This is a genomic window from Flavobacterium panici, assembly GCF_903819335.1.
Lineage (GTDB): Bacteria > Bacteroidota > Bacteroidia > Flavobacteriales > Flavobacteriaceae > Flavobacterium > Flavobacterium panici.
In genome coordinates, this window is the sequence record NZ_CAIJDE010000058.1 from 59241 (window position 1) to 83405 (window position 24165).

General features: G+C 32.7%; 23 protein-coding genes. 11 read left to right on the forward strand and 12 right to left on the reverse strand.

What is annotated here, in order from left to right:
* Positions 1 to 7 precede the first annotated feature (7 nt).
* The 3 genes from FLAPXU55_RS18715 to FLAPXU55_RS18725 are packed head-to-tail and all read right to left on the reverse strand — an operon-like array spanning position 8 to position 3701.
* The gene (locus FLAPXU55_RS18715) at positions 8 to 1396 is read right to left on the reverse strand and encodes a bifunctional UDP-3-O-[3-hydroxymyristoyl] N-acetylglucosamine deacetylase/3-hydroxyacyl-ACP dehydratase (RefSeq protein WP_053471479.1); all 1389 of its coding nucleotides are present in this window, start codon (positions 1394 to 1396) and stop codon (positions 8 to 10) included.
* Positions 1389 to 2432, reverse strand: coding sequence for a UDP-3-O-(3-hydroxymyristoyl)glucosamine N-acyltransferase (gene lpxD, locus FLAPXU55_RS18720; protein ID WP_073481315.1), 1044 nt, complete (start codon positions 2430 to 2432; stop codon positions 1389 to 1391). The genes FLAPXU55_RS18715 and lpxD overlap by 8 nt, the downstream gene beginning before the upstream one ends.
* A 39-nt stretch (positions 2433 to 2471) precedes the next feature.
* On the reverse strand, positions 2472 to 3701 hold the full coding sequence (locus FLAPXU55_RS18725) for an HD domain-containing protein (RefSeq protein ID WP_180860167.1): 1230 nt from the start codon (positions 3699 to 3701) through the stop codon (positions 2472 to 2474).
* A 221-nt stretch (positions 3702 to 3922) separates the two neighbouring features.
* On the opposite strand from FLAPXU55_RS18725, the gene porX reads away from it, so the two are divergent.
* The 4 genes from porX to FLAPXU55_RS18745 all read left to right on the forward strand — a co-directional run bounded on the left by porX (position 3923) and on the right by FLAPXU55_RS18745 (position 7927).
* The gene (gene porX / locus FLAPXU55_RS18730; RefSeq protein WP_053471424.1) at positions 3923 to 5476 is read left to right on the forward strand and encodes a T9SS response regulator signal transducer PorX; all 1554 of its coding nucleotides are present in this window, start codon (positions 3923 to 3925) and stop codon (positions 5474 to 5476) included.
* A gap of 245 nt (positions 5477 to 5721) precedes the next feature.
* Complete coding sequence (gene tsaE, locus FLAPXU55_RS18735; protein ID WP_180860170.1) at positions 5722 to 6129, forward strand: tRNA (adenosine(37)-N6)-threonylcarbamoyltransferase complex ATPase subunit type 1 TsaE; 408 nt, start codon at positions 5722 to 5724, stop codon at positions 6127 to 6129.
* A 175-nt stretch (positions 6130 to 6304) separates the two neighbouring features.
* Entirely contained in the window at positions 6305 to 7504 is a 1200-nt protein-coding gene (locus tag FLAPXU55_RS18740; protein WP_053471421.1) for an alanine dehydrogenase, read from the forward strand.
* 36 nt (positions 7505 to 7540) lie between these two features.
* On the forward strand, positions 7541 to 7927 hold the full coding sequence (locus tag FLAPXU55_RS18745) for a DUF4258 domain-containing protein (protein ID WP_053471420.1): 387 nt from the start codon (positions 7541 to 7543) through the stop codon (positions 7925 to 7927).
* 141 nt (positions 7928 to 8068) lie between these two features.
* Here the strand turns inward: FLAPXU55_RS18745 and FLAPXU55_RS18750 are convergent, their stop codons facing one another.
* Positions 8069 to 8734 (reverse strand): uracil-DNA glycosylase, encoded by a 666-nt coding sequence (locus FLAPXU55_RS18750; RefSeq protein WP_180860173.1) that lies wholly within the window; start codon positions 8732 to 8734, stop codon positions 8069 to 8071.
* A gap of 133 nt (positions 8735 to 8867) precedes the next feature.
* Between FLAPXU55_RS18750 and FLAPXU55_RS18755 the strand changes: the two genes are divergently transcribed.
* Positions 8868 to 11033 (forward strand): endonuclease MutS2, encoded by a 2166-nt coding sequence (locus tag FLAPXU55_RS18755; protein ID WP_180860176.1) that lies wholly within the window; start codon positions 8868 to 8870, stop codon positions 11031 to 11033.
* Positions 11034 to 11347: 314 nt separating this feature from the next.
* Positions 11348 to 11761: a thiol-disulfide oxidoreductase DCC family protein gene (locus FLAPXU55_RS18760; protein ID WP_180860179.1), complete on the forward strand. Its 414-nt coding sequence runs from the start codon at positions 11348 to 11350 to the stop codon at positions 11759 to 11761.
* 219 nt (positions 11762 to 11980) lie between these two features.
* Here the strand turns inward: FLAPXU55_RS18760 and ettA are convergent, their stop codons facing one another.
* The 3 genes from ettA to holA form a co-directional block, all read right to left on the reverse strand.
* Positions 11981 to 13672: an energy-dependent translational throttle protein EttA gene (gene ettA, locus FLAPXU55_RS18765; protein ID WP_053471416.1), complete on the reverse strand. Its 1692-nt coding sequence runs from the start codon at positions 13670 to 13672 to the stop codon at positions 11981 to 11983.
* Positions 13673 to 13753: 81 nt separating this feature from the next.
* Positions 13754 to 13936 (reverse strand): CAL67264 family membrane protein, encoded by a 183-nt coding sequence (locus FLAPXU55_RS18770; RefSeq protein WP_056209547.1) that lies wholly within the window; start codon positions 13934 to 13936, stop codon positions 13754 to 13756.
* Between the two features lie 67 nt (positions 13937 to 14003).
* Positions 14004 to 15008 carry a DNA polymerase III subunit delta gene (gene holA, locus FLAPXU55_RS18775; RefSeq protein ID WP_180860182.1) on the reverse strand — a complete coding sequence of 335 codons (1005 nt, stop codon included), beginning with the start codon at positions 15006 to 15008 and terminating at the stop codon, positions 14004 to 14006.
* 96 nt (positions 15009 to 15104) lie between these two features.
* Here holA and FLAPXU55_RS18780 point away from each other — a divergent pair, with 96 nt between their 5' ends.
* The 3 genes from FLAPXU55_RS18780 to FLAPXU55_RS18790 are packed head-to-tail and all read left to right on the forward strand — an operon-like array spanning position 15105 to position 17457.
* The gene (locus tag FLAPXU55_RS18780) at positions 15105 to 15557 is read left to right on the forward strand and encodes a type I restriction enzyme HsdR N-terminal domain-containing protein (RefSeq protein ID WP_053471413.1); all 453 of its coding nucleotides are present in this window, start codon (positions 15105 to 15107) and stop codon (positions 15555 to 15557) included.
* 12 nt (positions 15558 to 15569) lie between these two features.
* A complete protein-coding gene (locus FLAPXU55_RS18785; RefSeq protein ID WP_180860185.1) occupies positions 15570 to 16589 on the forward strand; it encodes a glycosyltransferase family 2 protein in 1020 nt (339 codons plus the stop codon).
* A 34-nt stretch (positions 16590 to 16623) separates the two neighbouring features.
* Entirely contained in the window at positions 16624 to 17457 is an 834-nt protein-coding gene (locus FLAPXU55_RS18790) for an OmpA/MotB family protein (protein ID WP_053471411.1), read from the forward strand.
* 190 nt (positions 17458 to 17647) lie between these two features.
* On the opposite strand, the gene FLAPXU55_RS18795 is transcribed toward FLAPXU55_RS18790, so the two are convergent.
* Both FLAPXU55_RS18795 and FLAPXU55_RS18800 read right to left on the reverse strand, forming a co-directional pair.
* Positions 17648 to 18268 (reverse strand): L-threonylcarbamoyladenylate synthase, encoded by a 621-nt coding sequence (locus FLAPXU55_RS18795; RefSeq protein ID WP_073481338.1) that lies wholly within the window; start codon positions 18266 to 18268, stop codon positions 17648 to 17650.
* Positions 18269 to 18409: 141 nt separating this feature from the next.
* The gene (locus FLAPXU55_RS18800; RefSeq protein ID WP_180860188.1) at positions 18410 to 20746 is read right to left on the reverse strand and encodes an ATP-dependent helicase; all 2337 of its coding nucleotides are present in this window, start codon (positions 20744 to 20746) and stop codon (positions 18410 to 18412) included.
* A gap of 289 nt (positions 20747 to 21035) precedes the next feature.
* On the opposite strand from FLAPXU55_RS18800, the gene FLAPXU55_RS18805 reads away from it, so the two are divergent.
* A complete protein-coding gene (locus tag FLAPXU55_RS18805; protein ID WP_180860192.1) occupies positions 21036 to 21323 on the forward strand; it encodes a hypothetical protein in 288 nt (95 codons plus the stop codon).
* Here FLAPXU55_RS18805 and FLAPXU55_RS18810 read toward each other — a convergent pair.
* Positions 21300 to 21599 (reverse strand): hypothetical protein, encoded by a 300-nt coding sequence (locus FLAPXU55_RS18810; protein WP_180860195.1) that lies wholly within the window; start codon positions 21597 to 21599, stop codon positions 21300 to 21302. The two genes, FLAPXU55_RS18805 and FLAPXU55_RS18810, sit on opposite strands and share 24 nt — an antisense overlap.
* A gap of 112 nt (positions 21600 to 21711) precedes the next feature.
* On the reverse strand, positions 21712 to 22479 hold the full coding sequence (locus FLAPXU55_RS18815) for a sulfite exporter TauE/SafE family protein (RefSeq protein WP_180860198.1): 768 nt from the start codon (positions 22477 to 22479) through the stop codon (positions 21712 to 21714).
* A 115-nt stretch (positions 22480 to 22594) separates the two neighbouring features.
* Here FLAPXU55_RS18815 and FLAPXU55_RS18820 point away from each other — a divergent pair, with 115 nt between their 5' ends.
* On the forward strand, positions 22595 to 23116 hold the full coding sequence (locus tag FLAPXU55_RS18820) for a DUF7935 family protein (protein ID WP_053471407.1): 522 nt from the start codon (positions 22595 to 22597) through the stop codon (positions 23114 to 23116).
* A gap of 87 nt (positions 23117 to 23203) precedes the next feature.
* Here FLAPXU55_RS18820 and FLAPXU55_RS18825 read toward each other — a convergent pair whose 3' ends face one another.
* Positions 23204 to 24103, reverse strand: coding sequence for a patatin-like phospholipase family protein (locus tag FLAPXU55_RS18825; protein ID WP_180860201.1), 900 nt, complete (start codon positions 24101 to 24103; stop codon positions 23204 to 23206).
* Positions 24104 to 24165 lie beyond the last annotated feature (62 nt).

Here is a 24165-nt window from a genome sequence, read left to right on the forward strand (position 1 = left end):
TGATTAATTATTGTTTTCTTGCAATTTGTGCCATTAATTCTGCCTCAGTCACTAATTTTCCGTTAGCATAGGCATTTGCCTGCATATGGCAGATTCCTCTTCTGATAGGAGAAATCAACTCACATTTGAAAATTAAGGTATCACCCGGCAATACTTTGTGTTTGAATTTAACATTGTCAATTTTCATGAAATATGTCAAATAATTTTCAGGGTCCGGAACAGTGCTTAAAACTAAAATTCCACCTGTTTGTGCCATTGCTTCAACAATTAAAACTCCCGGCATTACTGGAGCTTCAGGAAAATGTCCTACGAAGAAATTTTCGTTCATCGTAACATTTTTCAAACCAACCACATGACGATCAGACATTTCAATAATTCTGTCAATTAATAAAAACGGCGGTCTGTGAGGAAGCATTGCCATGATTTTGTGAATATCCATCAATGGCTCCTGGTTTAAATCATAAACAGGAACATGATTTCTCTGTTCTATTTTAATGATTTTTGCCAGTTTTTTAGCAAACTGAGTGTTTACAAAGTGACCTGGTTTATTTGCAATGATTTTTCCTTGAATACGAACTCCAATTAAAGATAAATCTCCAATAACATCAAGTAATTTGTGTCTTGCAGCTTCGTTTGGATAATGCAAAGTAAGGTTATCTAAAACTCCGTTTGGTTTAACAGAAATCTCTTCTTTACCAAAAGCTTTCTTTAAATTAGCCATTGTAGACTCAGAGATTTCTTTGTCTACATAAACAATAGCGTTATTTAAATCGCCGCCTTTAATTAAACCGTGCTCTAGTAAAGATTCTAGTTCATGTAAAAAACTAAAAGTTCTTGAGCTTGCAATTTCTTGTTTAAAATCTGATAAACTTTTAAGCGTAGCATTTTGAGTACCTAAAACTTTTGTACCAAAATCTACCATCGTAGTTACTTGATACTCATCGCTTGGCATAACAAGGATTTCGCTTCCAGTAGCTTCATCAGTAAACGAAATAACTTCTTTTACTACATAAACATTACGGCTTGCGTCTTGTTCTTCGATTCCTGCTTTTTCAATTGCTTCAACAAAATATTTTGATGAACCATCCATGATAGGAAGTTCAGAGGCATCCAATTCTATAATAATATTATCCAAATCGCAACCAACTACAGCCGCTAAAACGTGTTCCGGAGTTTGTATTTTAACACCTAATTTTTCTAAATTAGTTCCTCTTTGCGTATTAACAACATAATTAGCGTCAGCCTCAATGACTGGCTGGCCTTGCAAATCTACTCTTACAAAAGTGAAACCATTATTAATTGGAGCTGGTTTAAAAGTCATTGTAACTTCTTTTCCAGTATGTAATCCAACGCCTTTTAGTGAAATTTCATTTTTGATGGTCTTCTGTTTAACCATTATTTCCATTTTTTGGGTTTATTATTTGTTTTTTTATTTCTTCAACTTCGGCAACTATTTTAGGAAGATTTTTGAAATGAACATACGATTTATTAAAATCCGTATATCCAAGTGATGGCGTTCCTTGGAGAATTTCATCATCTTTAATATTTCTTGCCACTCCAGACTGCGCCTGAAGTCTCACATTATTTCCTATTGTTAAGTGGCCTGCGATACCAACCTGTCCGCCAATCATACAGTTTTCGCCGATTTTAGTAGAACCTGCAACACCGCTTTGGGCAGCAATTACAGTGTTTTTACCAATTTCAACATTATGGGCGATTTGAATTTGATTGTCTAATTTAACTCCTTGTCTAATAATTGTAGAACCCAGAGTTGCTCTGTCAATTGTAGTATTGGCACCAATATCTACATTATCTTCGATAATTACATTACCTATTTGTGGCACTTTACTATAAACTCCTTCTTCATTTGGCACAAAACCAAAACCGTCTGCACCTATAATAGTACCGGAATGTATGGTACAATTATTACCAATTATAGTTTCAGAATAAATTTTTGCACCGGCAAAAATAAACACATTATCGCCAATAACAACATTATCGCCAATAAAACTGTTTGGGTAAATTTTTACATTATTTCCTAAAACTACATTTTGTCCAATATAACTAAAGCTTCCTAAATACAAGTTTTCACCATATTTAGTTCCCTCAGACATAAAAGACTGTGGTTCGATTCCGTTTTTATTCAATTTTACCTGATTATAAAAATGCAATAGTTTAGAAAAAGAAGCATAAGCATCTTCAACCTTAATTAATGTAGTCGTGATTTCCTGTTCAGGTATAAAGCTGTCGTTAACAATGGTAACTGTAGCTTTTGTAGTATATATATAGTTGATATATTTCGGATTAGCCAAAAAAGTAAGAGATCCTTCCTCTCCTTCTTCTATCTTAGAAAGTCGAGAAACTTCGGCATTGGGATTCCCAACAACTTCTCCTTCTAAAATTCCTGCTATTTGTTCTGCTGTAAATTTCATCGCGACAAAAATATAAAAAATAGATTTTAAATGTTAATTTTAGATAAGTTGTTTTGGAAAACAGATATAATATTTTGTCACCAATTTAGATAACGATTTCAGATTCAACTGATCAGAAGCTTCAACAACATCCTCAATTGTTTTATCTTTTTTCAAAATTCGTATTGGTTCGGCAGCTTTACTATAAGCCTGATTCTTAATTTTACCTCTAAAAATAAAATAACCGGCATCAAGTGCCGAAATATTATGTGCTTCTGCAAATTCTTCTTTTAAAGATTGGGATTCTTCCATCGGAATTTTGTCTGCACTAAGTTTAATCTTTAATAAATCTCTGTTAATGATCATTTTACTTAAGGTAGAAAGTATAAAATCAGAATTTCTCTGCCATGCTTTTAAAGCGCTGATGATATCAAAATCATCTAACTGGGAAAATAAATCCAGTTTTTCGGCATCAAAATCTTCAAGACTAATTTTGTTTTGTATAAAATACAAAAGCGGTTCACTACAAGGAAGTTTAACTCCTTTTAAAGTCAATTCTTTAGCTCGTTTCAACACTTTCATTAAAATTAACTCGGCAACCAGACTTGTTTTATGCAAATAAGCCTGCCAATACATTAATCTTCGCGAAAGCAGAAATTTCTCTACAGAATAAATACCTTTTTCCTCAATCACCAAAACGTCGTCAACAACATTCATCATCTGAATTAAACGTTCTGAATTCACATTTCCTTCTGCAACTCCAGTATAAAAACTATCTCGTTTAAGATAATCCATTCTGTCCATATCTAATTGACTAGAAATCAATTGCAACATGAATTTTCTATGATATTCACCTTTAAAAACCTGAATTGCAAGGCTTAATCTTCCGTCAAATTCATCATTAAGCCTGTTCATAAACAATAATGAAATGGCTTCGTGATTTACATCTTCAACAATACTTTTTTCCATAGCATGCGAAAACGGTCCATGCCCAATATCATGCAGTAAAATAGCAATTAATAAAGCACATTCTTCCTCATTTGAAATCGCAACACCTTTAAAACGAAGACTTTCAACAGCCTTTTGCATTAAATGCATACAGCCCAATGCATGATGAAAACGAGTATGATTTGCTCCCGGATAAACTAAATACGATAATCCCATTTGCGATATACGTCGCAAACGCTGAAAATAAGGGTGTTGAATTAGGTCGTAGATGAGTTCGTTCGGTATAGTTATAAACCCGTATATTGGGTCATTGAATATTTTTAATTTGTTAATTTGAGTCACTCTTTGGTTATTTTTTGGTCAACAAATATAAGTAATTAAGTATAAATTCATTTCAGTTTTTAACTTAAAAAACAGATATTTACTATAAGTATTTTCTTAAACATTAAAAAGGCGCAAAAAATAATTCTAAATAAATTTCAATTCGTCATCCTTAATTTTATACTATTTTTAATACTTTTTAAGTTCTATACTTTTAAATTGCATTAAAATTAAAACTGTTTATGGATAAGATAAAAATACTTTGGGTCGATGATGAGATCGATCTTTTAAAGCCACATATATTATTTCTCGAAAAAAAGAATTACGAAGTTACCACAAGTAATAACGGTCTTGATGCCATTGCTTTGTTTGAAGAAGAAAATTTCGACATTGTTTTCCTTGATGAAAATATGCCGGGAATGAGCGGACTTGAAACCCTTTCTGAAATGAAAGAGAAAAAATCAGCTATCCCAATGATTATGATTACCAAAAGTGAGGAAGAATATATAATGGAAGAAGCGATTGGTTCTAAAATCGCCGATTATTTGATAAAACCAGTAAATCCGAACCAGATTTTATTGAGTTTGAAGAAAAATCTGGATGATTCCAGATTAATTTCAGAAAAAACAACGCTCGATTATCAGAAAGAATTCCGCAAAATTTCAATGGAATTAGCAATGGTAAATTCGTATGAAGACTGGGTTGAATTGTATAAAAAATTGCTTTTCTGGGAATTAAAATTAGAAAACATTAACGATCAGGCAATGGTCGAAATTCTTGAATCTCAAAAAGTTGAAGCTAATTCTCAATTTGGGAAATATATCGAAAGAAATTATGAAGACTGGTTTGCACCAAAAGCAGACAAACCAATTCAGTCTCACAATTTATTTAAAGAATTAGTAGTTCCTGAAATCAAAAAGAAAGACAAACCAATCTTGTTTGTTGTAATTGATAACCTTCGCTACGATCAATGGAAATCATTTGAAACTGTAATTTCTAATTACTATAAATTAGAAAAAGAAGTTCCGTATTTTTCTATTCTTCCAACTGCTACACAATATGCCAGAAATGCTATTTTCTCAGGTTTAACGCCTTTAGACATGGAAAAACAATTTCCGCAATATTGGAAAAATGACGTTGAAGACGGCGGAAAAAACCTTTATGAAGCCGAATTTCTTTCGGCACAAATAAAACGTTTAGGATTAAACATTAAAGAAGATTATTTTAAAATCACCAATTATGCCGGCGGAAAAAAACTGGCTGAAAACTTTAAAGCCTTAAAAGGTAACGACTTAGTAACGGTTGTATACAATTTTGTGGATATGCTTTCGCACGCTAAAACTGAAATGGAAGTAGTAAAAGAGTTAGCTTCTGATGATAAAGCGTATCGTTCACTTACCTTGAGCTGGTTTAAAAATTCTCCTTTATTAGAAATTATTCAACAAGCACAAGTTTTAGGTTTTAAATTGATTTTAACCACAGATCACGGAACAATTAATGTAAAAAATCCGTCGAAAGTTGTGGGAGATAAAAATACAAGTTTAAATTTGCGCTACAAAACAGGCCGCAGTTTAACATACGAACAAAAAGATGTTTACGTAGTTAAAGAACCCAAAACAATTGGTTTACCTGCTATAAATATGAGTAGCTCGTTTATTTTTGCCAAAAATGATTTTTTCCTGGCTTATGTAAACAACTATAATCATTATGTAAGTTATTACAAAAACACATACCAACACGGTGGAATTTCATTAGAAGAAATGATTATTCCGTTCTTGGTATTTAACCCGAAATAAAGTTTTCAGTCTCGGTTTACAGTATTCAGTAAAAACTTGAAATTGATTTAAAATATATTTTGCCACAGATTAAAAAAATTAACACAGATTAAAAAATCCTTAAAATCCTTTTAATCTGTGGCAAAAAAATAATTTCGCTTTCGCGGAAGATAATTGAAATGAATAAAAAAGTTTACAGTCGCAGTTAACAGTTTTCAGTCTGAGACTGTTAACTGCGACTGAGACTAAAATAAATAAACATAAAAATGACTATCGTTTTTTCATTAGATCAAATTCAGGAAGTTGCACAGCAAATTTTAGATTCAAACCCTAAAAAAATCATTCTTTTTAATGGAGAAATGGGCGTTGGAAAAACTACTTTAATTAAGCAGTTATGCAAAAGTTTAGGAGTTCAGGATGCTACCAGCAGCCCGACTTTTTCTTTGGTAAATGAATATTATACTTCTAATAATCAAATCGTTTATCATTTTGATTTCTACAGATTAAACAAAGAAACCGAAGCACTCGATATGGGTGTTGACGATTATTTATATTCAGGAAATTGGTGTTTTATCGAATGGTCTGAAAAAATTGCAAATCTTCTTCCGGAAGAATACTCTACCATTAATATTGAATTATTGGCAGACGGAAAAAGAGAATTGAAATTAGCTTAGAAAACTCTGCGAACCTCTGTGAATTCTTTGTGTCCCAAGGCTTCGGGATTGTAATAAAATTTAACACAAAGATCCTCAAAAAATAACTTAACATTAGACGTTACTATTAGCAGAATTTTTGCACTAATTTTAAAACTTTTTACGTAATTTGTACCCTTAATATTTTGCACAATCCATGTCAATTACCTTAACTCCATTTACAAAACAACAATTGCTTCCGCAAGAAGAAAAACTTGAGGTTGGTCGTTTTAAAAGAGAACTTTTCATAGGAATTCCTAAGGAAACAAGCTATCAGGAACGTCGTATCTGTTTGACTCCTGATGCCGTAAATTCCCTTACTTATGAAGGTCATCGTGTTATGATTGAATCTGGAGCAGGAGAAAGTTCGAGTTATACCGATAAGGAATATTCAGATGCAGGTGCAGAAATTACAAAAGATACCAAAAGAGTTTTCGGTTGTCCGCTGCTATTAAAAGTAGAACCGCCAACATTAGCTGAAATTGAAATGATAAATCCGGAAACGACAATCATTTCGGCCATTCAATTGAAAACCAAAAAGAAAGCATACTTTGAAGCTTTGGCACAAAAAAAAATTACAGCTTTAGCTTTTGAATATATTAAAGATGAAGACGGTTCTTACCCTGCCGTAAAATCGCTAAGCGAAATTGCAGGAACTGCTTCAATCCTTATTGCTGCCGAATTAATGATTACTGATGAATTTGGAAAAGGACTTTTATTCGGAAATATTACCGGCGTCCCTCCTACTGAAGTTGTAATTCTTGGAGCCGGAACGGTTGGTGAATTTGCAGCAAAAACAGCCATTGGATTGGGTGCAAACGTAAAAGTTTTCGATAATTCAATCACAAAATTACGTCGTTTACAAAATAATTTAAACCAGCGAATATTTACTTCAACGATACAACAAAAAGGTTTATTAAAAGCTTTAAGACGTTGTGATGTTGCGATTGGAGCTATGAGAGGAAAAGAAAGATGTCCGATTGTAGTTAATGAAACTATGGTCGAACACATGAAAAAAGGCGCCGTAATTGTCGATGTGAGCATTGATACGGGAGGTTGTTTCGAAACTTCAGAAGTTACAACTCACGAAAAACCTACTTTCATAAAAAGTAATGTTTTACACTATTGTGTACCAAATATACCTTCACGTTATTCCAAAACTGCCTCATTATCAATTAGTAACATTCTAACACCTTACCTGCATCAGATAGCCGAAGATGGTGGTTTAGAAAGTGCAATTCGATGCAATAAAGGACTTAAAAACGGAATTTATTTATATCATGGAATCCTAACAAATAAAGCAATTGGCGACTGGTTCGACCTGCCAGACAACGATATTAATTTACTTGTATTTTAAAGGAACTTTAATGTACCTTTGCCAAAATTTTATTTCATGAAGTTCGTACACCGTTTTGCATATTATTTGATTGGATTAATTATGGGATGCTTTTTTGTAGCCCTTGTATTTAGTGGTAAAGACACTCGCTGCAATTATTTTCCAAACGCCCGAGTTTTAAACAATCTAAGAACAAAACCTTTTAAATATTCCGATAAAGCAATTCAGACTTTAAACGAAAAATGGGTTGATACTGCCGATATTAAAAATACTTTAACTTACGGTGATGTTGATTTTGATCAAAGTAATGTTCCGTTTAACAAGGGAAAATTATATGTCATTGAAGGAAAAACAGTTAAAAATCAAGAGATTATTCTAAAAGTTACTAACTACGAAAACGAAGCTGTTTTAGAAGAAATCATTAAGAAAGCTGTCGAAAAATAGTCTATAAATCTATTAATTTATTAAGTTTTTTGTCATTTCGAGAAACGAGAAATCGCACACGAAACTCGACAAAGATTAGTGATAATCTTGACGGAATTACTAGTGTGATTTCTCGTTCCTCGAAATGACAAATTAAGCTTTTTACCACTCTATTTCCTTAAGTCCTTTTGATTTTAGAAAAGTATTTGTCTGGCTAAAATGTTTATTTCCAAACCAAAAACCTCTATTAGCACTTAAAGGAGACGGATGTCCTGATTTTAAAATATGATGTTTAGAAGCGTCGATCAATGCTGCTTTCTTTTGAGCAAAACCGCCCCAAAGTAAAAACACAACATTTTCAGATTCAGCAGAAATTTGTTTAATAACAGCATCAGTAAATTTTTCCCAGCCTTTTCCCTGATGACTTCCGGCTTCGGATTGTCTAACGGTTAAAGTAGCATTTAAAAGAAAAACTCCCTGATCTGCCCATCGCTCTAAATTTCCGGTTTTTGGAAGCGGCTTTCCTAAATCAGTTTCGATTTCTTTGAAAATATTATATAAAGATGGAGGAAAGGGAATTCCGTCGTTTACAGAAAAACACAAACCATTTGCCTGATTAGGTCCGTGATAAGGATCCTGACCAATGATAACCACTTTTACCTGATCGAAATGACAATGATCAAAAGCTGAAAAAATCTGGCTTCCTTTTGGATAACAAACCTTTGTTGAATATTCAGATTTTACAAAATCGATTAATTCATTGAAATAAGGTTTTTCAAATTCTTCATTCAAAACCGGTTTCCAGGAAGAATGCATTTTTACGTCCATAATTTTTTTATGCGAATTTCAGAAATTTTTAAGTTAAATCATACTTTAACAAACAATAAAATAACACAATAACTTTACAGTATTCAATGATACTATTTTTGTATTTTTGCCTGTACTTTCTTAAAGAAATTAAATGATTAGTATTACCGAAAAAACATTACAAGATTTACAATTTCCAACAGTGCTCGAAACCATTTCGGCTGGCTGTAATACAGATATTGGAAAAGAAAAAGCTTTACAAATAACACCATTCAGAGATAAAGAAACCTTAATGCAGTCTTTAATGCAGACTTCAGAATATGTTTCGTCTTTTGAAAATAACAACGCAATTCCAAATCATGGATTTGACGCTATAACGCACGAAATTAAGTTTTTAGCAATTGAAGACAGTTTTCTTGAAGTAGGCAGTTTTAGAAAAATTGCGAATCTTTCTGCGACAACAAATGTCTTATTGAATTTCTTAAAAAAATTCGATGATTATTATCCAAACTTAAATGCAAGAGCTTCTCGTGTAGAATTAACAAAAGATATCATAACTCATATTGATGCAATTGTTGATAAATACGGAGAAATTAAAGACAATGCTTCTCCTGCACTTTTGAGTATTCGTCAGAATATGAATTTGGTTCGAGGAAAAGTAAACCAAAGTTTTGGTGTAGCTTTAACGCAATACAATGGTTTAGGATATTTGGACGACATCAAAGAAAGTTTCGTTCAAAACCGACGTGTTTTGGCTGTACTTGCTATGTACAGACGTAAGGTAAAAGGCTCTATTTTAGGAAGTTCTAAAACTGGAAGTATTGCTTACATTGAACCTGAAGCTACTTTAAAATATTCAAGAGAATTAGCGAATCTTGAATACGAAGAAAAAGAAGAAATTACGCGAATTTTAAAGAATTTATCGAATATAATTCGTCCGTATTTACCTTTACTAATTGAATATCAAGATTTTTTAAGTGATATTGATGTCGTTGCCGGAAAAGCAAAATATGCCAACCGAATCAACGGAATTTTACCAGCAATTACTGAGGAAAGAAGATTGTTTTTTAGAGAAGCGTATCACCCAATTTTGTATTTGAACAACAAGCAAAAAAATGAAGTTACGCATCCGCAGACAATTGAATTAAAACAAGAAAACAGAATTATTGTAATTTCTGGACCAAATGCCGGAGGAAAAACAATTTCCTTAAAAACAGTTGGTTTGTTACAATTGATGCTTCAATCGGGCATATTAATTCCGGTTCACGAACGAAGTGAAACTTTCTTGTTTGACAGGATTCTAACAGATATTGGAGACAATCAATCTATTGAAAATCATTTAAGTACATATAGTTATCGTTTAAAAAACATGAATTATTTCTTGAAGAAATGTAACAAGAAAACCATGTTTTTAATTGATGAATTTGGTACAGGTTCTGATCCTGAATTGGGTGGAGCTTTAGCTGAAATTTTCTTAGAAGAATTTTATCACCGTGAAGCTTTCGGAATTATTACAACGCATTATTCCAACTTAAAAATTCTGGCTAACGAATTACCTTTTGCTACAAATGCAAATATGATGTTTGACGAAAAGTCTTTAGAACCAATGTACAAATTGGCTTTAGGACAGGCAGGAAGTTCTTTTACGTTTGAAGTGGCGCAAAAAAATGGGATTCCGTTTGGATTGATTAATCGTGCCAAAAAGAAAATCGAAGTTGGAAAAGTTCGTTTTGACAAAACCATTGCAACACTTCAAAAAGAAAGATCGAAGCTTGAGAAAACTTCTCTTAATTTAAAAGAAGAAGAAACCCGTGCGCGTGAGGAAAGTAAAAAGATGGAAAATATCAATACTAGAATCCAGCAGAAATTAGAAAGCTATCAGGAATTATATGACAGTAACCAGAAGATCATATATATAGGACAAAAAATTGATGATATTGCTGAGAAATATTTCAACAACAAAAACAAAAAAGAACTTATTGGTGAATTTTTGAAAATTGTCGAAATCGAAAACTCAAAACGTAAAAAAGCAACTCCAAAGGAAACTAAAGCGATTACCGAAAAGAAAAAAGAAGTTATTGCCGAAGTTCAAGTAAAAGTTGAAGAAATTCGTAAAGAGAAAAAAGAGAAGAAACTCAAACCAGTTATCGAAAAACCAAAACCAATTTTAAAAGTTGGTGACCGAGTTAGAATGCTCGACGGAAGATCTGTTGGAAGTATTGACTCTATCGAAAAAAACAAAGCAACTGTCAATTACGGAATTTTTACTTCGAAAGTAAGTTTAGACGAATTGGAGTTTGTTGAAGCTGGGAAGAAATAATTTTTTTTGAGTTTTCAGTCGTATTGACATTTTTTAGTTTGAAAAATGGGAGAAATTGAGACAAAATTAAAATAAAGCGATTTAAGAAACGATCTTAAAAAAGACAATTACGAAGATGGAAAAATTTCAAAAATTGCTTAAAAATAATTTATGAAAGCTGTTTTTGATTGATTAAATTTATTAAATTTTTACATTTAATAAATTATAACAATAGTCTTTTTATTCTCATTTTTGTCATTCCGAGGAACGACTAGTAGCATAGAGCTTTGTCAAAGTTTCAAACTTTGACAAAGTTTTCATCTTAAACCAACAAAATGCAAGACTTACCAAAGTACAAAAAAATAATCCTCTTCGACGGCGTTTGCAATCTGTGCAACGGCGCAGTTCAGTTTATTATCAAACACGACAAAAAAGATATTTTTCGTTTTGTGGCTTTGCAGTCAGATTTAGGAAAAGAAATTTGTAATTATATTGGTGTTGATCAAACTAAAATTGACAGCATTATTTTGTATAATCCCGGAGTTGCTTATTATCATAAATCTTCTGCAGTTATAGAAATTGCAAATGACTTAGGTGGAATTTACAGTTTACTTTCTGTTTTTAAAATTTTACCTGAAAAACTTCGAAATTATATTTACAACTATATTGCTAAAAACCGCTATAAATGGTATGGCAAAAAAGAAAGCTGCATGATTCCTACTCCGGAATTGAAGGCTAAGTTTTTGTAAATTCCAATTTATAAAAATTCCAAATGCCAATTTTTATGCTATATTTTCATTTCGACGTAAGGAGAAATCGCACAAGTAATTCCGTATAGAATGTCGCCAATCTTTGTCGAGTTTCGAGTGCGATTTCTCGTTCCTCGAAATGACAAAAAATAAAAATCCCAAATTTCAAATCTATTACAATTTGGAATTTGGGATTTAAAAATTTGAAAATTATTAAAACTATCTAATCAATTTTCTATATTTCAAACGTTTAGGAGTTAAATCACCACCAAGACGTTTCTTTTTGTTTTCTTCATAATCAGAGAAACTTCCTTCGAAGAAATATACTTCAGAGTCACCTTCAAAAGCTAGAATGTGTGTACAGATTCTGTCTAAGAACCATCTGTCGTGAGAAATAATTACTGCACAACCTGCGAAATTCTCTAAACCTTCTTCAAGTGCACGAAGTGTGTTAACATCTAAGTCATTCGTAGGCTCATCCAGTAAAAGTACGTTTCCTTCTTCTTTCAAAGTCATTGCTAAGTGTAAACGGTTACGCTCTCCACCTGAAAGCATTGATACTTTTTTGTTTTGCTCGCCGCCGCCAAAATTGAAACGAGATAAGTAAGCTCTTGAATTTACTTGCTTCCCTCCCATCATAATCAATTCCTGACCATCAGCAAAGTTTTCCCAAATAGATTTATTCGGATCAATGTTAGAGTGTGACTGATCTACGTAAGCGATTTTTACAGTTTCTCCAACTGAAAATTCTCCGCTGTCAGTAGCTTGCTCTCCCATGATCATTTTGAAAATGGTAGATTTACCTGCACCGTTTGGTCCAATAATTCCAACAATACCAGCTTGTGGCAAAGTAAAGTTCAAATTATCATATAATAATTTTTCACCAAAAGCTTTGGCAACATTTTTAGCTTCAATAACATTTGTACCTAAACGAGGACCATTCGGAATATAGATCTCCAAGTTTTCGTCCAATTGTTTTTGGTCTTCATTTAATAATTTATCGTAATTCTGTAAACGTGCTTTTTGTTTTGTCTGACGTCCTTTTGCTCCTTGACGCACCCATTCCAACTCACGCTCTAAAGTTTTTCTACGTTTAGAAGCTACTTTTTCTTCCTGAGCCATACGGTTTGATTTTTGGTCTAACCAAGAAGAATAATTTCCTTTCCATGGAATACCTTCTCCTCGATCTAACTCAAGAATCCAACCAGCAACATTATCAAGGAAATATCTATCGTGCGTTACCGCAATTACAGTTCCTGCATATTGTGCTAAGTGCTGCTCTAACCAAAGTACAGATTCAGCATCAAGGTGGTTGGTAGGCTCATCCAGTAATAATACATCTGGCTGTTGTAATAACAAACGACATAAAGCTACACGACGACGCTCACCTCCAGAAAGGTTTTTAATAGGCGTATCACCTTCCGGCGTACGCAAAGCATCCATTGCGATTTCTAATTTTGTATCGATTTCCCATGCACCTAGAGCATCTATTTTGTCTTGCAAAGCTGCTTGGCGATCCATTAATTTATCCATTTTATCTGGATCTGAGTAGTTCTCTTCAAGACCAAATAAATCATTAATTTGATTGTATTCTTCTAAAACTGCCATAGTTTCAGCAGCTCCTTCACGAACAATTTCGATAACCGTTTTAGAATCATCAAGAATTGGCTCCTGCTCTAAATAACCTACAGTATAACCTGGCTGAAAAACCACATCTCCCTGATAATTTTTATCAACTCCTGCAATAATTTTTAAAAGAGAAGATTTTCCAGAACCGTTAAGACCCAAAATACCAATTTTAGCTCCGTAAAAGAAACTTAAATAAATGTTTTTAAGTACTGGTTTGTCTGCTCCCTGATAGGTTTTACTCAATTTTTGCATTGAGAAAATTACTTTCTTATCGTCTGACATTCTATTTATTTTTTATTTTGATTAATTATTTTTTTATTGAATTTATATTGCAATTGATTTTTGCAATTGATATCGAAAAGATTAAACTCTACCTTTTAAAGCGTTAAAAACCCAGGCATTAGCAAAAAAACCAACACCTGCCGCCGCAAATCCCCAGCCAGAAACATCGCTATATCTAAAAGCGCCAAGACCTATAAGCAACAATCCCATAAGTACCATTATAAAAGTAGCCCATCCTAAAACGGTATTTTTATTCATTCCCATAATTGTGTAATTATTATTTTTAAGTAGTAAAATTTTTAGAAAGGCAAATATCGTGAATTTTCACGGCTTAATTAAATATTTTATACAGCATTTCTTTTAACAAATCTGATTGTGGTAAAGCGTTGGCTCCTACCCCTTTACTTTTTACATCAATATCTCTTAACGCTCCAACAATCTGACTGACTTTTCGCATTGGATAATTTTTTACAGCCAAATCGTATTCTTTTAAAAAATACGGATTTACCCCAATTGCTGCTGCCACGTTCTTTGGATTTTTATCTTTAAGTCCGTGGTATTTTAAAAGCTGTACAAAAAATCCAAAAACTAAACCGGTTGTCATTACCAGCGGGTATTCCTTTGGATTATGAGCAAAATTTTCGGCTATCTTATAAGCTTTCAACTGATTACGTTCGCCAATTGCTTTTCGAAGTTCAAATACATTATAGTCTTTACTAAAACCAATATTTTCCTCAATATGCTGCGGCGTAATGATTGTACCCTGCGGTAAAATTATCTGCAGTTTTTCTAATTCGTTATTTATTTTACTTAAATCAGTTCCCAAAAATTCAACAAGCATAGCATTTGCTTTTGGATCGATTGTATATTTTTTTCCAGCCAAAACTCGTTTAATCCAATCTCCAACCTGATTTTCGTATAGTTTTTTACTTTCGTAAACAATTCCTTTTTGCGCTAAAAGTTTGGTTACTTTTTTTCGTTTATCGAGCGTTTTATATTTATAACAAAAAACCAAAACTGTAGATGGCATCGGATTATCAACATACGATTCGATCTTATCAATTGTTCTGGATAAATCCTGTGCTTCTTTTACAATAACAACCTGACGATCAGCCATCATAGGATAACGTTTCGCTGTTGAAACAATATCTTCAATAGAAACATCTCTTCCGTATAAAACCGTTTGGTTAAATCCTTTTTCTTCTTCGGCCAGTACATTTTGCTCAATGTATTCAGACAATTTATCTATATAATAAGGTTCTTCGCCCATTAAAAAATAAATAGGTTTTATATCTCCTGCCTTGATATCATTGACAATTTTTACAACTTCGTCCATTCAAATATTTTTGTTTCAAATTTCAGGTTTCAGGTTCACGTTCCAAAACTTGAAACTTTAAACCTGAAACCTGAAACTATTTTATATTTTTGCTTTATGTTAAAACTAAATTTCCCTACATATACTTTCCGATTCAAAAATAGCGAAAATAAAGTGTCTATTTTTGATGAAATCAGGAAAAAATTTATCATTCTTACTCCAGAAGAATGGGTTCGTCAGCATGTTGTTCATTATTTAATTAATGAAAAAAAATACCCAAAATCGCTTATCAATGTAGAGAAAGTTTTAACTGTCAACGGATTACGAAAAAGATATGACGTTGTGGTTTTTAATTCTGATGGTTCTATACATATATTAGTAGAGTGCAAAGCGCCTGAAGTTAAAATATCACAAGCAACTTTTGATCAAATTGCCCGTTATAACATGACCATGAAGGCACGGTTTTTGAATGTCACGAATGGGTTAAGTCATTTTTATTGTCAAATGGACTTTGAAAATGAAAAATATCAGTTTTTACAAAACTTACCAGATTACCATATTAATAAATAAAATAAAACACTTTTGGATAAAATAGCAGTTGTCATTTTAAATTGGAACGGAGTTAAATTGTTAGAACAATTTTTACCATCTGTTTTACAATATTCAGAAGAAGCTACTATTTATGTGGCTGATAATGCATCAACAGATACTTCTGTAAATTTTGTTAGAGAAAACTATCCATCAATAAAAATTATTCAAAATAGCGGAAATCATGGCTTTGCAAAAGGTTATAATGATGCACTTCAAAGTGTAGATGCTGAAATCTATGCTTTAGTTAATTCTGATATTGAAGTAACTGAAAATTGGTTAAAACCTATTATTGAAACTTTCGATAAAGAAAAAGAAACCGCTATTATTCAGCCAAAAATCCTGGATTTTAAAAACAAAGAATATTTTGAATATGCCGGAGCAGCGGGCGGATTTATTGACAAATACGGTTTTCCGTTTTGTCGAGGCCGAATTTTTGATACTGTCGAAAAAGACAACGGTCAATATGATGACAGCTGTAAACTTTTTTGGGCATCGGGCGCTTGTTTCTTTATCAGAAAAGAAGTCTACCATGCTTTAGGAGGCTTTGATGAAGCTTTTTTTGCGCATCAGGAAGAAATTGATTTATGCTGGCGTGCTGCAAATGAAGGACATACAATAAAATACAATTCAGAATCAGTTGTTTATCATGTTGGAGGAGCAACTTTACAACAGGGAAATCCTAAAAAAACGTATTTAAACTTTAGGAATTCATTGTTAATGCTTGTTAAAAACCTGCCTAAAAAAGGATTGTTCTTTGTAATTTTCTTTCGAATGGTTTTAGATGGAATTGCGGGTATCCGTTTTCTTACACAAGGAAAGTTTGGGCATACTTTTGCAATTTTAAAGGCGCATTTTTCATTTTATTGCCTATCTTTAAAATATCTAAACAAACGAAAAGATTTTCAAATACAGCAATACTATACCGTAAAAAGTATCGTTTTCCTTTATTATATAAAGAAATTAGAGGTTTTTAAAGAAATCTTTAACAGTAATCAAAATATTAAAAACTAAATTTGTAATCAACGTTTAATTAAATATAATACCTATGAGAAAAATAGTTATCGCACTATCAGTATTAATGGCCTTAACTTCGTGTGTATCTAAAAAGCAATATGCTGCATTAGAGGCTAAGCAAAAAGAGACACAAGATTTATTAAACTCTTGCACAGTTAAATTAAATTCTTGTCTGGAAGAAAAAGCAGGATTAGCAGCAACAGCTGAAAGCTATAAACAACACAATCAAGATTTAATCAACAGCTCTAAAGATTTAACAGTTTTAACTACTAAAGGTGCAGAAAACTTAGAAAAATCGCTAGAAAGCTTAAAAGAGAAAGATTTAAAAATATCTAGACTTCAAGATGCTCTTACAAAAAAAGACAGTGTAACATTAGCATTAGTTACAAGTTTAAAAGGTGCAGTTGGAATCAACGATCCGGATATCGAAATCAATGTTGAAAAAGGAGTTGTATTTATCTCTATTGCTGATAAATTATTATTCAAAAGCGGAAGCTATGAAGTAAGTGATAAAGCAAAATCAGTTTTAGCTAAAGTTGCAAAAGTGGTAAATGACAAACCTGATTTTGAGTGTATGGTTGAAGGACATACTGACGATGTTCCTTACAAAAGCAACGGAGTTTTGCTAGACAACTGGGATTTAAGTGTTAAACGTTCTACTTCTATCGTTCGTGTCTTGACAAATGACTTAAATGTTAACCCTGCAAAATTAATTGCTGCTGGTAGAAGTTCATACGTTCCATTAGTTGCAAACGATTCTCCAGAGAACAAAGCTCGTAACAGAAGAACTCGTATTGTTGTTATGCCTAAAATTGATCAATTCTACGATATGATCGAGAAAGAAATGAAAAAACAGGCAAAATAATTTTTAAAGTAACATATACTTTATATACAGAAAAGGCTGGTCAATTGACCAGCCTTTTTTTGTACCCTTAATTTTTTTTAACAACCAATTAAAATAAATTAAGACAACATTGCTTTTATTAACTAACTAAATTTTAACTATACTAAAGTTAGGTATAATTTTTTAAGTTTTATGCAATTTAAGTTTTTTTTTACAAAATATCAATATCACCTTTTCCTTCCCTTACAATAACCGGCTCATGTTCTGATAAATCTATAATGGTTGACGGAATATTATCTCCATAACCACCGTCAATTACCATATCAACCAGATTCTGCCATTTTTCAAAAATTAATTCAGGATCAGTAGTATATTCAATTACATCATCTTCATCACGAATCGAAGTCGAAACAATTGGATTCCCTAACTGGCGAACAATTTCTAAAACAATATTATTATCGGGAACACGAATACCAACAGTAGTTTTCTTTTTAAACTCTTTTGGCAGATTATTATTTCCCGGCAAAATAAATGTATAAGGCCCAGGCAATGCTCTTTTTAATATTTTAAAAGTCGATGTATCGATCTGGCGCACGTAATCTGAAAGATTACTTAAATCATGACAAATGAAAGAGAAGTTTGCTTTCTCTAATTTAACTCCTTTTATTTTCGCTACTTTTTCTAATGCCCTCGAATTGGTAATATCACAGCCTAAACCGTAAACAGTATCTGTTGGATAAATTACCAAACCACCATTTTGAAGCACTTTTACAACCTTTGCAATTGCAGCTTCACTGGGTTTATCTGGATATATTTTTATGAATTCTGCCATTTTTGTTTTTTGTTTAAAGTTTTTTGTTGTTTCAAGTTTCATGTTTGTCAGGCTGAGCGAAGTCGAAGCCCACGTCCAATTAGAGCGCCCTTCGACTTCGTTCAGGGTGACAAATATTTTCAAAATTTGAAACAAATATTCTTATCCTACAACATCTAATTTAGCAAATCTTAATAGAAGTTTTTTAATTCCTCCTACTTCAAATTTAATTTCGGCTTTTTTATCAGCTCCAACTCCTTCTAAATTAATCACTTCTCCTTTTCCGAAACGTTCGTGCATTACGACATTTCCAATTGTTAGTTTACTGTCAAATAAATTAGTATTAGAACTCTCCGGCGCATTTCCAGATACAGGTTTCAATTTACGAATGTTTAAATCCGGTTTCGGGTTATTATCTGTAATATGTTTTGGCGGCGTTCCACCTACTGGTTTTGCTAATCGCAATTTTGATTTATCAATGTCTCCAAAAATATCACCATCGATTGGTGATTTATAACGATAATTACTTTCTGACGGAGTTAGATATTCTAGAAACTGCCCGTCAATTTCTTCAATAAAACGAGAGGGCTCACTATCTGTCAATTTCCCCCAGCGGTAACGAGATTGCGCGTAAGTCAAATATGCCTGATGTTCTGCACGCGTTAGCGCTACATAAAACAAACGACGCTCTTCTTCCAATTCACTTCTCGTACTCATACTCATCGCACTCGGAAACAAATCTTCTTCCATACCAACCACAAAAACATGAGGAAATTCCAATCCTTTTGCTAAGTGAATCGTCATCAGCGCCACACGATCTTCATCATTGGTATCTTTATCCAAATCTGTTGCCAAAGCCACATCTTCCATAAATTCAGAAAGTGCACCTCTAGCTCCGTCAATTTCTCTTTGTCCTTCTGTAAAGTCCTTAATACCGTTTAAAAGTTCTTCGATATTTTGGATTTTTGCCATTCCTTCCGGAGTTGCATCTTTCTTCAATTCCTGAACCAGACCGGTTTTCTTTGCAACGTGATCTGTAATATAAAAAGCATCCTGATTCTGATCAATAACCTGAAAACTCTGAATCATCGTTACAAAATCTTTCAATTTGTTTTTAGTTCCAGCGTTTAATTTAAGATCAATTTTATCGATGTTCACCATTACTTCCCAAATCGAACGTTTGTAATGATTTGCAGCAATAGTTAATTTTTCTACGGTTGTATCTCCAATTCCACGTGCCGGATAATTGATTACACGAATCAAAGCTTCTTCATCTTTCGGATTCAGAACCAAACGCAAATAACATAAAACGTCTTTAATTTCCTTACGTTGGTAGAAAGATAATCCACCATAAATTCTATACGGAATATCACGTTTTCTCAACGCATCCTCCATTGCACGCGATTGAGCATTAGTACGATACAAAATTGCAAAAGCTCCATTATGCAATTGATTCTGCATTTTCTGTTCAAAAATCGTACTGGCTACAAAACGACCTTCTTCGGCATCTGTCAAACTTCGGTGGACTTTAATTCTTGGACCAAAATCATTTGCAGTCCAAACTACTTTATCCAGTTTAGTTTTGTTGTGCTCCATAACCGTATTTGCCGCTTCCACAATATTTCGGGTTGAACGGTAATTCTGCTCTAAACGATACATTACTACACCATCGTAATCCTTTTGGAAATTCAAAATATTATTGATATTCGCTCCACGGAAAGCATAAATACTCTGTGCATCATCTCCAACCACACAAATATTCTGAAATCTGTCTGACAAAGCTCTAACAATCAAATATTGAGAGTGGTTTGTATCCTGGTACTCATCAACCAAAATATAACGGAAACGATCCTGATATTTTGCTAAAACCTCTGGAAAACGAGTCAGTAACTCATTTGTCTTCAGAAGCAAATCATCAAAATCCATTGCGCCAGCCTTAAAACAACGTTCTACATACTGCTGGTAAATTTCTCCCAATCTCGGTCTTTTTGCCATTGCATCAGCTTCGACTAATTCCGGATTATTGAAATAGGCTTTTACTGTAATTAAGCTGTTTTTATAACTGGATATACGTCCTAAAATCTGTTTTGGTTTATAAATATCACGATCGAGCTGCATTTCTTTAATAATTGAAGAAATAAGTCTGGCCGAATCCTGGGAATCGTAAATTGTAAAATTAGACGGATAACCTAAATGATCTGATTCTGAACGAAGAATACGGGCAAATATCGAGTGAAAAGTTCCCATCCAAAGGTTTTTAGCCTCAGATGCTCCCACAATATCCGAAATCCTGTGCTTCATTTCACGGGCTGCCTTATTGGTAAAAGTCAGCGACAAAATGTTGAAAGCATCAACACCCTGAGCCATCAAATAAGCAATTCTAATTGTTAAAACACGGGTTTTCCCCGAACCTGCACCAGCAATAATAATCATTGGCCCGTCTTTTTGTAAAACAGGCGCTCTCTGTGCTTCGTTTAGCTGGTCAATATATTTCTGCATGTAATTTTTCTCCTTTATGCAAAAATAAGAATTAAAAAAGAAAGTTCCTAAGATACAAATGAAAGGTTCTGAGATACTAAGATTCTGAGATGCTAAGTTTTTTTGAAGCCAAAGAATAAGCATTTTATTTAATATGGTTTCCCGCTTTCGGCTATATCTCCTCCCGATAGCCATCAAGATGCAATGATATCGCCTCTATCGAGGCTAGGCTCAAAAAAATGGTATTCTTTAATTTTTTTGAAAGAAAAATCTTAAATTAATTTTATCTTTGTAAAGCTTATAAAATAAAATGAAAATAATAATTACCGAAAATGCTGAAAAAACTTATTTCGAGCTTACTAACAAGTATTCAGAAAATAAGGCAAAATTATTTTCTAAAAAGACAATTGCAATTTTGGAAATGATTCAAATAAATAATCAAATTGGTTCAAGGTATAAAAAAACTGCTTATAGAAAATTCTTAATAACAAACCAAGTGTATCTTTTTTATAGAATTGAGGAAAATATTATTTACGTAACACTATTTTGGGACAATAAAAGAAATCCTTTAAATTTAGATATTATACTTAGTTCGTAGCTTTTCTTTAAAATCAGAAAAATCTACAGTTCTTCCTGCTTTAATATCTTCTTCGCTTTTTTGAAGTTCCTGAATCAAAATTTCTTCAGGAAACAATAAAGTCGTAATTAACTTTACTTCTTGATGTGTGAAGCTTTTTGATTTTAATTTTCTATAATATGTAGCATGTTTCAAACCTAGTTTTTGCATGAAAAACTCAGCTTTATAATAAGATTTACTTATTAATTCTGGAAGACTATTAATATAATTCTCGTAATTTTCAACTATTTGTATCATTAAATGATATTTTAAGTATTATAATTTCACAAATATACTCTAATAAAATGATAATTAAGATAGAAAAACAACAAAAAACTTAGCATCTCAGAACCTTAGCATCTTAGCAACTCTATTTATAAAATACATCGTAAGCAAATCGAATCAAAGTTCCCACAACAACAATCAAAAAGAAAATTCTAATAAAACCATTTCCTTTATTGATTGCGAGTTTTGCACCAAGCCAGCCGCCAAGTCCGTTGCTGACTGCCATTGGGATTGCGATTGTCCAGATGATTTTTCCTTTTATCATAAACAAACAAATTGAACCGAAATTCGTTGCCAGATTTACCATTTTCGCATTCGCGGAAGCGTGCAAAAAATCAAAACCTAAAAGTGCAATAAATGCCACAACAAAAAAGCTTCCGGTTCCGGGGCCAATAAATCCGTCGTAAAAACCAACGATAATACTAATGACAACTGCATATATTATTTGAGTTGCTGCCGAATGATCTTTGGCAACATGCTGTCCGAAGTTTTTCTTTGCATAAGTATATATAAACAACAATGATAAAACGACAAGTAAAAGAGGTTTCATAAAATCATTGCTTACAAGTGTCAAAATAGTAGAACCTAAAAATGCGGATGGAACTGCTAAACACATCATAATCAAAAGCAATTTCCATTGAATAACTACTTTTTTCAGGTATTGAAATGCAGCAAAGGCTGTTCCGCTGAAAGCTGGAATTTTTAAAGTTCCAATAACTGTTGAAACTGGTAGATTTGGCAATAAAATTAATCCCATTGGTGTTTGGATAAGTCCGCCGCCGCCCACTATTGCATCAATAAATCCTGCTGCAAAAGCTGCCAGGCAAAGAAAAAGTATTATGTATGAATCCATTAAAAGTGTATTAAAAAACAAGTAGCAAAAGTAAGTTTTACAATTTGTTTATTCGTGTAAATTTAAAGTGGATTTCTCGTCAAAAAGTATATTTTTGCTAAAAAAATTTACCCAAATGGATTTTACAAGAATTATAGAATTAGCAAGTTATACTTTACCTGCAATTGTTACCGGATTTGTAGCCTACAGTTTTTTTGAACTGCATATTAAAAACAATGATAAAAAGCGTGCTTTTTTGTTAAACAGACAGGCGCATAAAGAATCACTTCCGATACGTCTACAAGCTTACGAACGTATGACTTTATTTTTAGAGCGTATCAATTTGACAAAATTATTAATCAGAATCACTCCTATTTCTCACGATAAACATGATTACGAAAACTTTGTAATCGACCAAATCGAACAAGAATTTGAGCACAATTTAACGCAGCAAATTTATATGTCTGATGAATGCTGGACAATAATTACGACTGCAAAAAACTCAACAATTCAAATGATTCGTAAAGCTGCCATGAGCGACCGCGTTGACAGTGCAGATAAACTTCGTGAAGTTATTTTGAATGAACTTTTAGAAAAACAATCTCCAAGCAATGCAGCTTTAGGTTACATTAAAAACGAGGTTGCTGAACTTTGGTAGAAAAATAATTTTAGATTTTAGATTGCAGAGTTCAGATTTATGAAACTTTCAATCTAAAATCTAAAATCAGCAATCTAAAATCTAAAATCATCTGTTATCACTCATAACCTCAGACTTATTCTGAGCATATTCATAACCTTGTTTCCACCATTCTTTCATTATTTCCTTATTGAAAATTAATGCGTTGTCGGTCAATTTGGTTGGAGTGTAATATAAATTAAGCTTTACATCTTTAGTGTTTGCCATAAGTTTTCCTATAGCAATATCATGTTTTTCAACTTGATCTAAGGCAATTCGGAATAAATCAATCATTAACGAAAATGGATTTTTACCAATAACCATTTTACTTGTATTGACTTCTGTTTCTAAAATAATAACATCGATTTCTGTTGCGCCTCGGTTAATAGCTTCACGAATTGGAACCAAACTTGAAAATCCGCCATCGCCGTATTCGGAATTGTTTTTTGAAACCAAACTCATAAACGGAACATAATTACTGGAGATCCATGACCATTCGCAAAACTCTTCATAACTACAGTCTTTTACTGACTTATATTCTGATTCGTTTTTAGTGAAATTGGTAACCGTAATAATTACGTCATTATTCATTTTTTTAAGTTTGTTGAAATCAGAGATTGAAAAATTATTCTGGATATATTTTTTCAAACCTTTGCTTTCGCCAAAAGTTCTCTTTCCCTTAAAAAATTGACGAAGTACATTAAAGTGATTAATCGTTACAATATCTACTCCTTCTTTTACTTTCACTACAAAGGGGCAGATATTAAAAATACTGGACATTGTAACATTTGTATAAACGGAATGTATTTTTTTGATATGACCGAGAGCTAAATGCGGAATAAGCAAACTTCCTGTAGATGTTCCTATAAATAAATCGTATTCATGATGTTTTTCTTCAATTAAATACTGTGCAACTCCTCCGGCGAAGGCTCCTTTACTTCCACCACCAGAAATAACTAATGCTCTCATAAAATATATAGTAGGTTTTGTTTTTGGTTAGAAAATAGAAGAAAGAAAATAGAATATAGACT

Excerpts from the sequence above, each read along its gene's own strand:
- lpxD (WP_073481315.1), bottom strand. The coding sequence starts at position 2,432 with ATGAAATTTACAGCAGAACAAATAGCAGGAATTTTAGAAGGAGAAGTT.
- FLAPXU55_RS18795 (WP_073481338.1), bottom strand. The coding sequence starts at position 18,268 with ATGGCAGAATTCATAAAAATATATCCAGATAAACCCAGTGAAGCTGCA.
- FLAPXU55_RS18745 (WP_053471420.1), top strand. The coding sequence starts at position 7,541 with ATGAAGTTCGTACACCGTTTTGCATATTATTTGATTGGATTAATTATG.
- tsaE (WP_180860170.1), top strand. The coding sequence starts at position 5,722 with ATGACTATCGTTTTTTCATTAGATCAAATTCAGGAAGTTGCACAGCAA.
- FLAPXU55_RS18820 (WP_053471407.1), top strand. The coding sequence starts at position 22,595 with ATGGATTTTACAAGAATTATAGAATTAGCAAGTTATACTTTACCTGCA.
- FLAPXU55_RS18815 (WP_180860198.1), bottom strand. The coding sequence starts at position 22,479 with ATGGATTCATACATAATACTTTTTCTTTGCCTGGCAGCTTTTGCAGCA.
- holA (WP_180860182.1), bottom strand. The coding sequence starts at position 15,008 with ATGGACGAAGTTGTAAAAATTGTCAATGATATCAAGGCAGGAGATATA.
- FLAPXU55_RS18740 (WP_053471421.1), top strand. The coding sequence starts at position 6,305 with ATGTCAATTACCTTAACTCCATTTACAAAACAACAATTGCTTCCGCAA.
- FLAPXU55_RS18780 (WP_053471413.1), top strand. The coding sequence starts at position 15,105 with ATGTTAAAACTAAATTTCCCTACATATACTTTCCGATTCAAAAATAGC.
- FLAPXU55_RS18825 (WP_180860201.1), bottom strand. The coding sequence starts at position 24,103 with ATGAGAGCATTAGTTATTTCTGGTGGTGGAAGTAAAGGAGCCTTCGCC.
- FLAPXU55_RS18770 (WP_056209547.1), bottom strand. The coding sequence starts at position 13,936 with ATGGGAATGAATAAAAATACCGTTTTAGGATGGGCTACTTTTATAATG.
- FLAPXU55_RS18715 (WP_053471479.1), bottom strand. The coding sequence starts at position 1,396 with ATGGTTAAACAGAAGACCATCAAAAATGAAATTTCACTAAAAGGCGTT.
- FLAPXU55_RS18755 (WP_180860176.1), top strand. The coding sequence starts at position 8,868 with ATGATTAGTATTACCGAAAAAACATTACAAGATTTACAATTTCCAACA.
- FLAPXU55_RS18805 (WP_180860192.1), top strand. The coding sequence starts at position 21,036 with ATGAAAATAATAATTACCGAAAATGCTGAAAAAACTTATTTCGAGCTT.
- porX (WP_053471424.1), top strand. The coding sequence starts at position 3,923 with ATGGATAAGATAAAAATACTTTGGGTCGATGATGAGATCGATCTTTTA.
- FLAPXU55_RS18800 (WP_180860188.1), bottom strand. The coding sequence starts at position 20,746 with ATGCAGAAATATATTGACCAGCTAAACGAAGCACAGAGAGCGCCTGTT.
- FLAPXU55_RS18790 (WP_053471411.1), top strand. The coding sequence starts at position 16,624 with ATGAGAAAAATAGTTATCGCACTATCAGTATTAATGGCCTTAACTTCG.
- FLAPXU55_RS18760 (WP_180860179.1), top strand. The coding sequence starts at position 11,348 with ATGCAAGACTTACCAAAGTACAAAAAAATAATCCTCTTCGACGGCGTT.
- ettA (WP_053471416.1), bottom strand. The coding sequence starts at position 13,672 with ATGTCAGACGATAAGAAAGTAATTTTCTCAATGCAAAAATTGAGTAAA.
- FLAPXU55_RS18810 (WP_180860195.1), bottom strand. The coding sequence starts at position 21,599 with ATGATACAAATAGTTGAAAATTACGAGAATTATATTAATAGTCTTCCA.
- FLAPXU55_RS18750 (WP_180860173.1), bottom strand. The coding sequence starts at position 8,734 with ATGGACGTAAAAATGCATTCTTCCTGGAAACCGGTTTTGAATGAAGAA.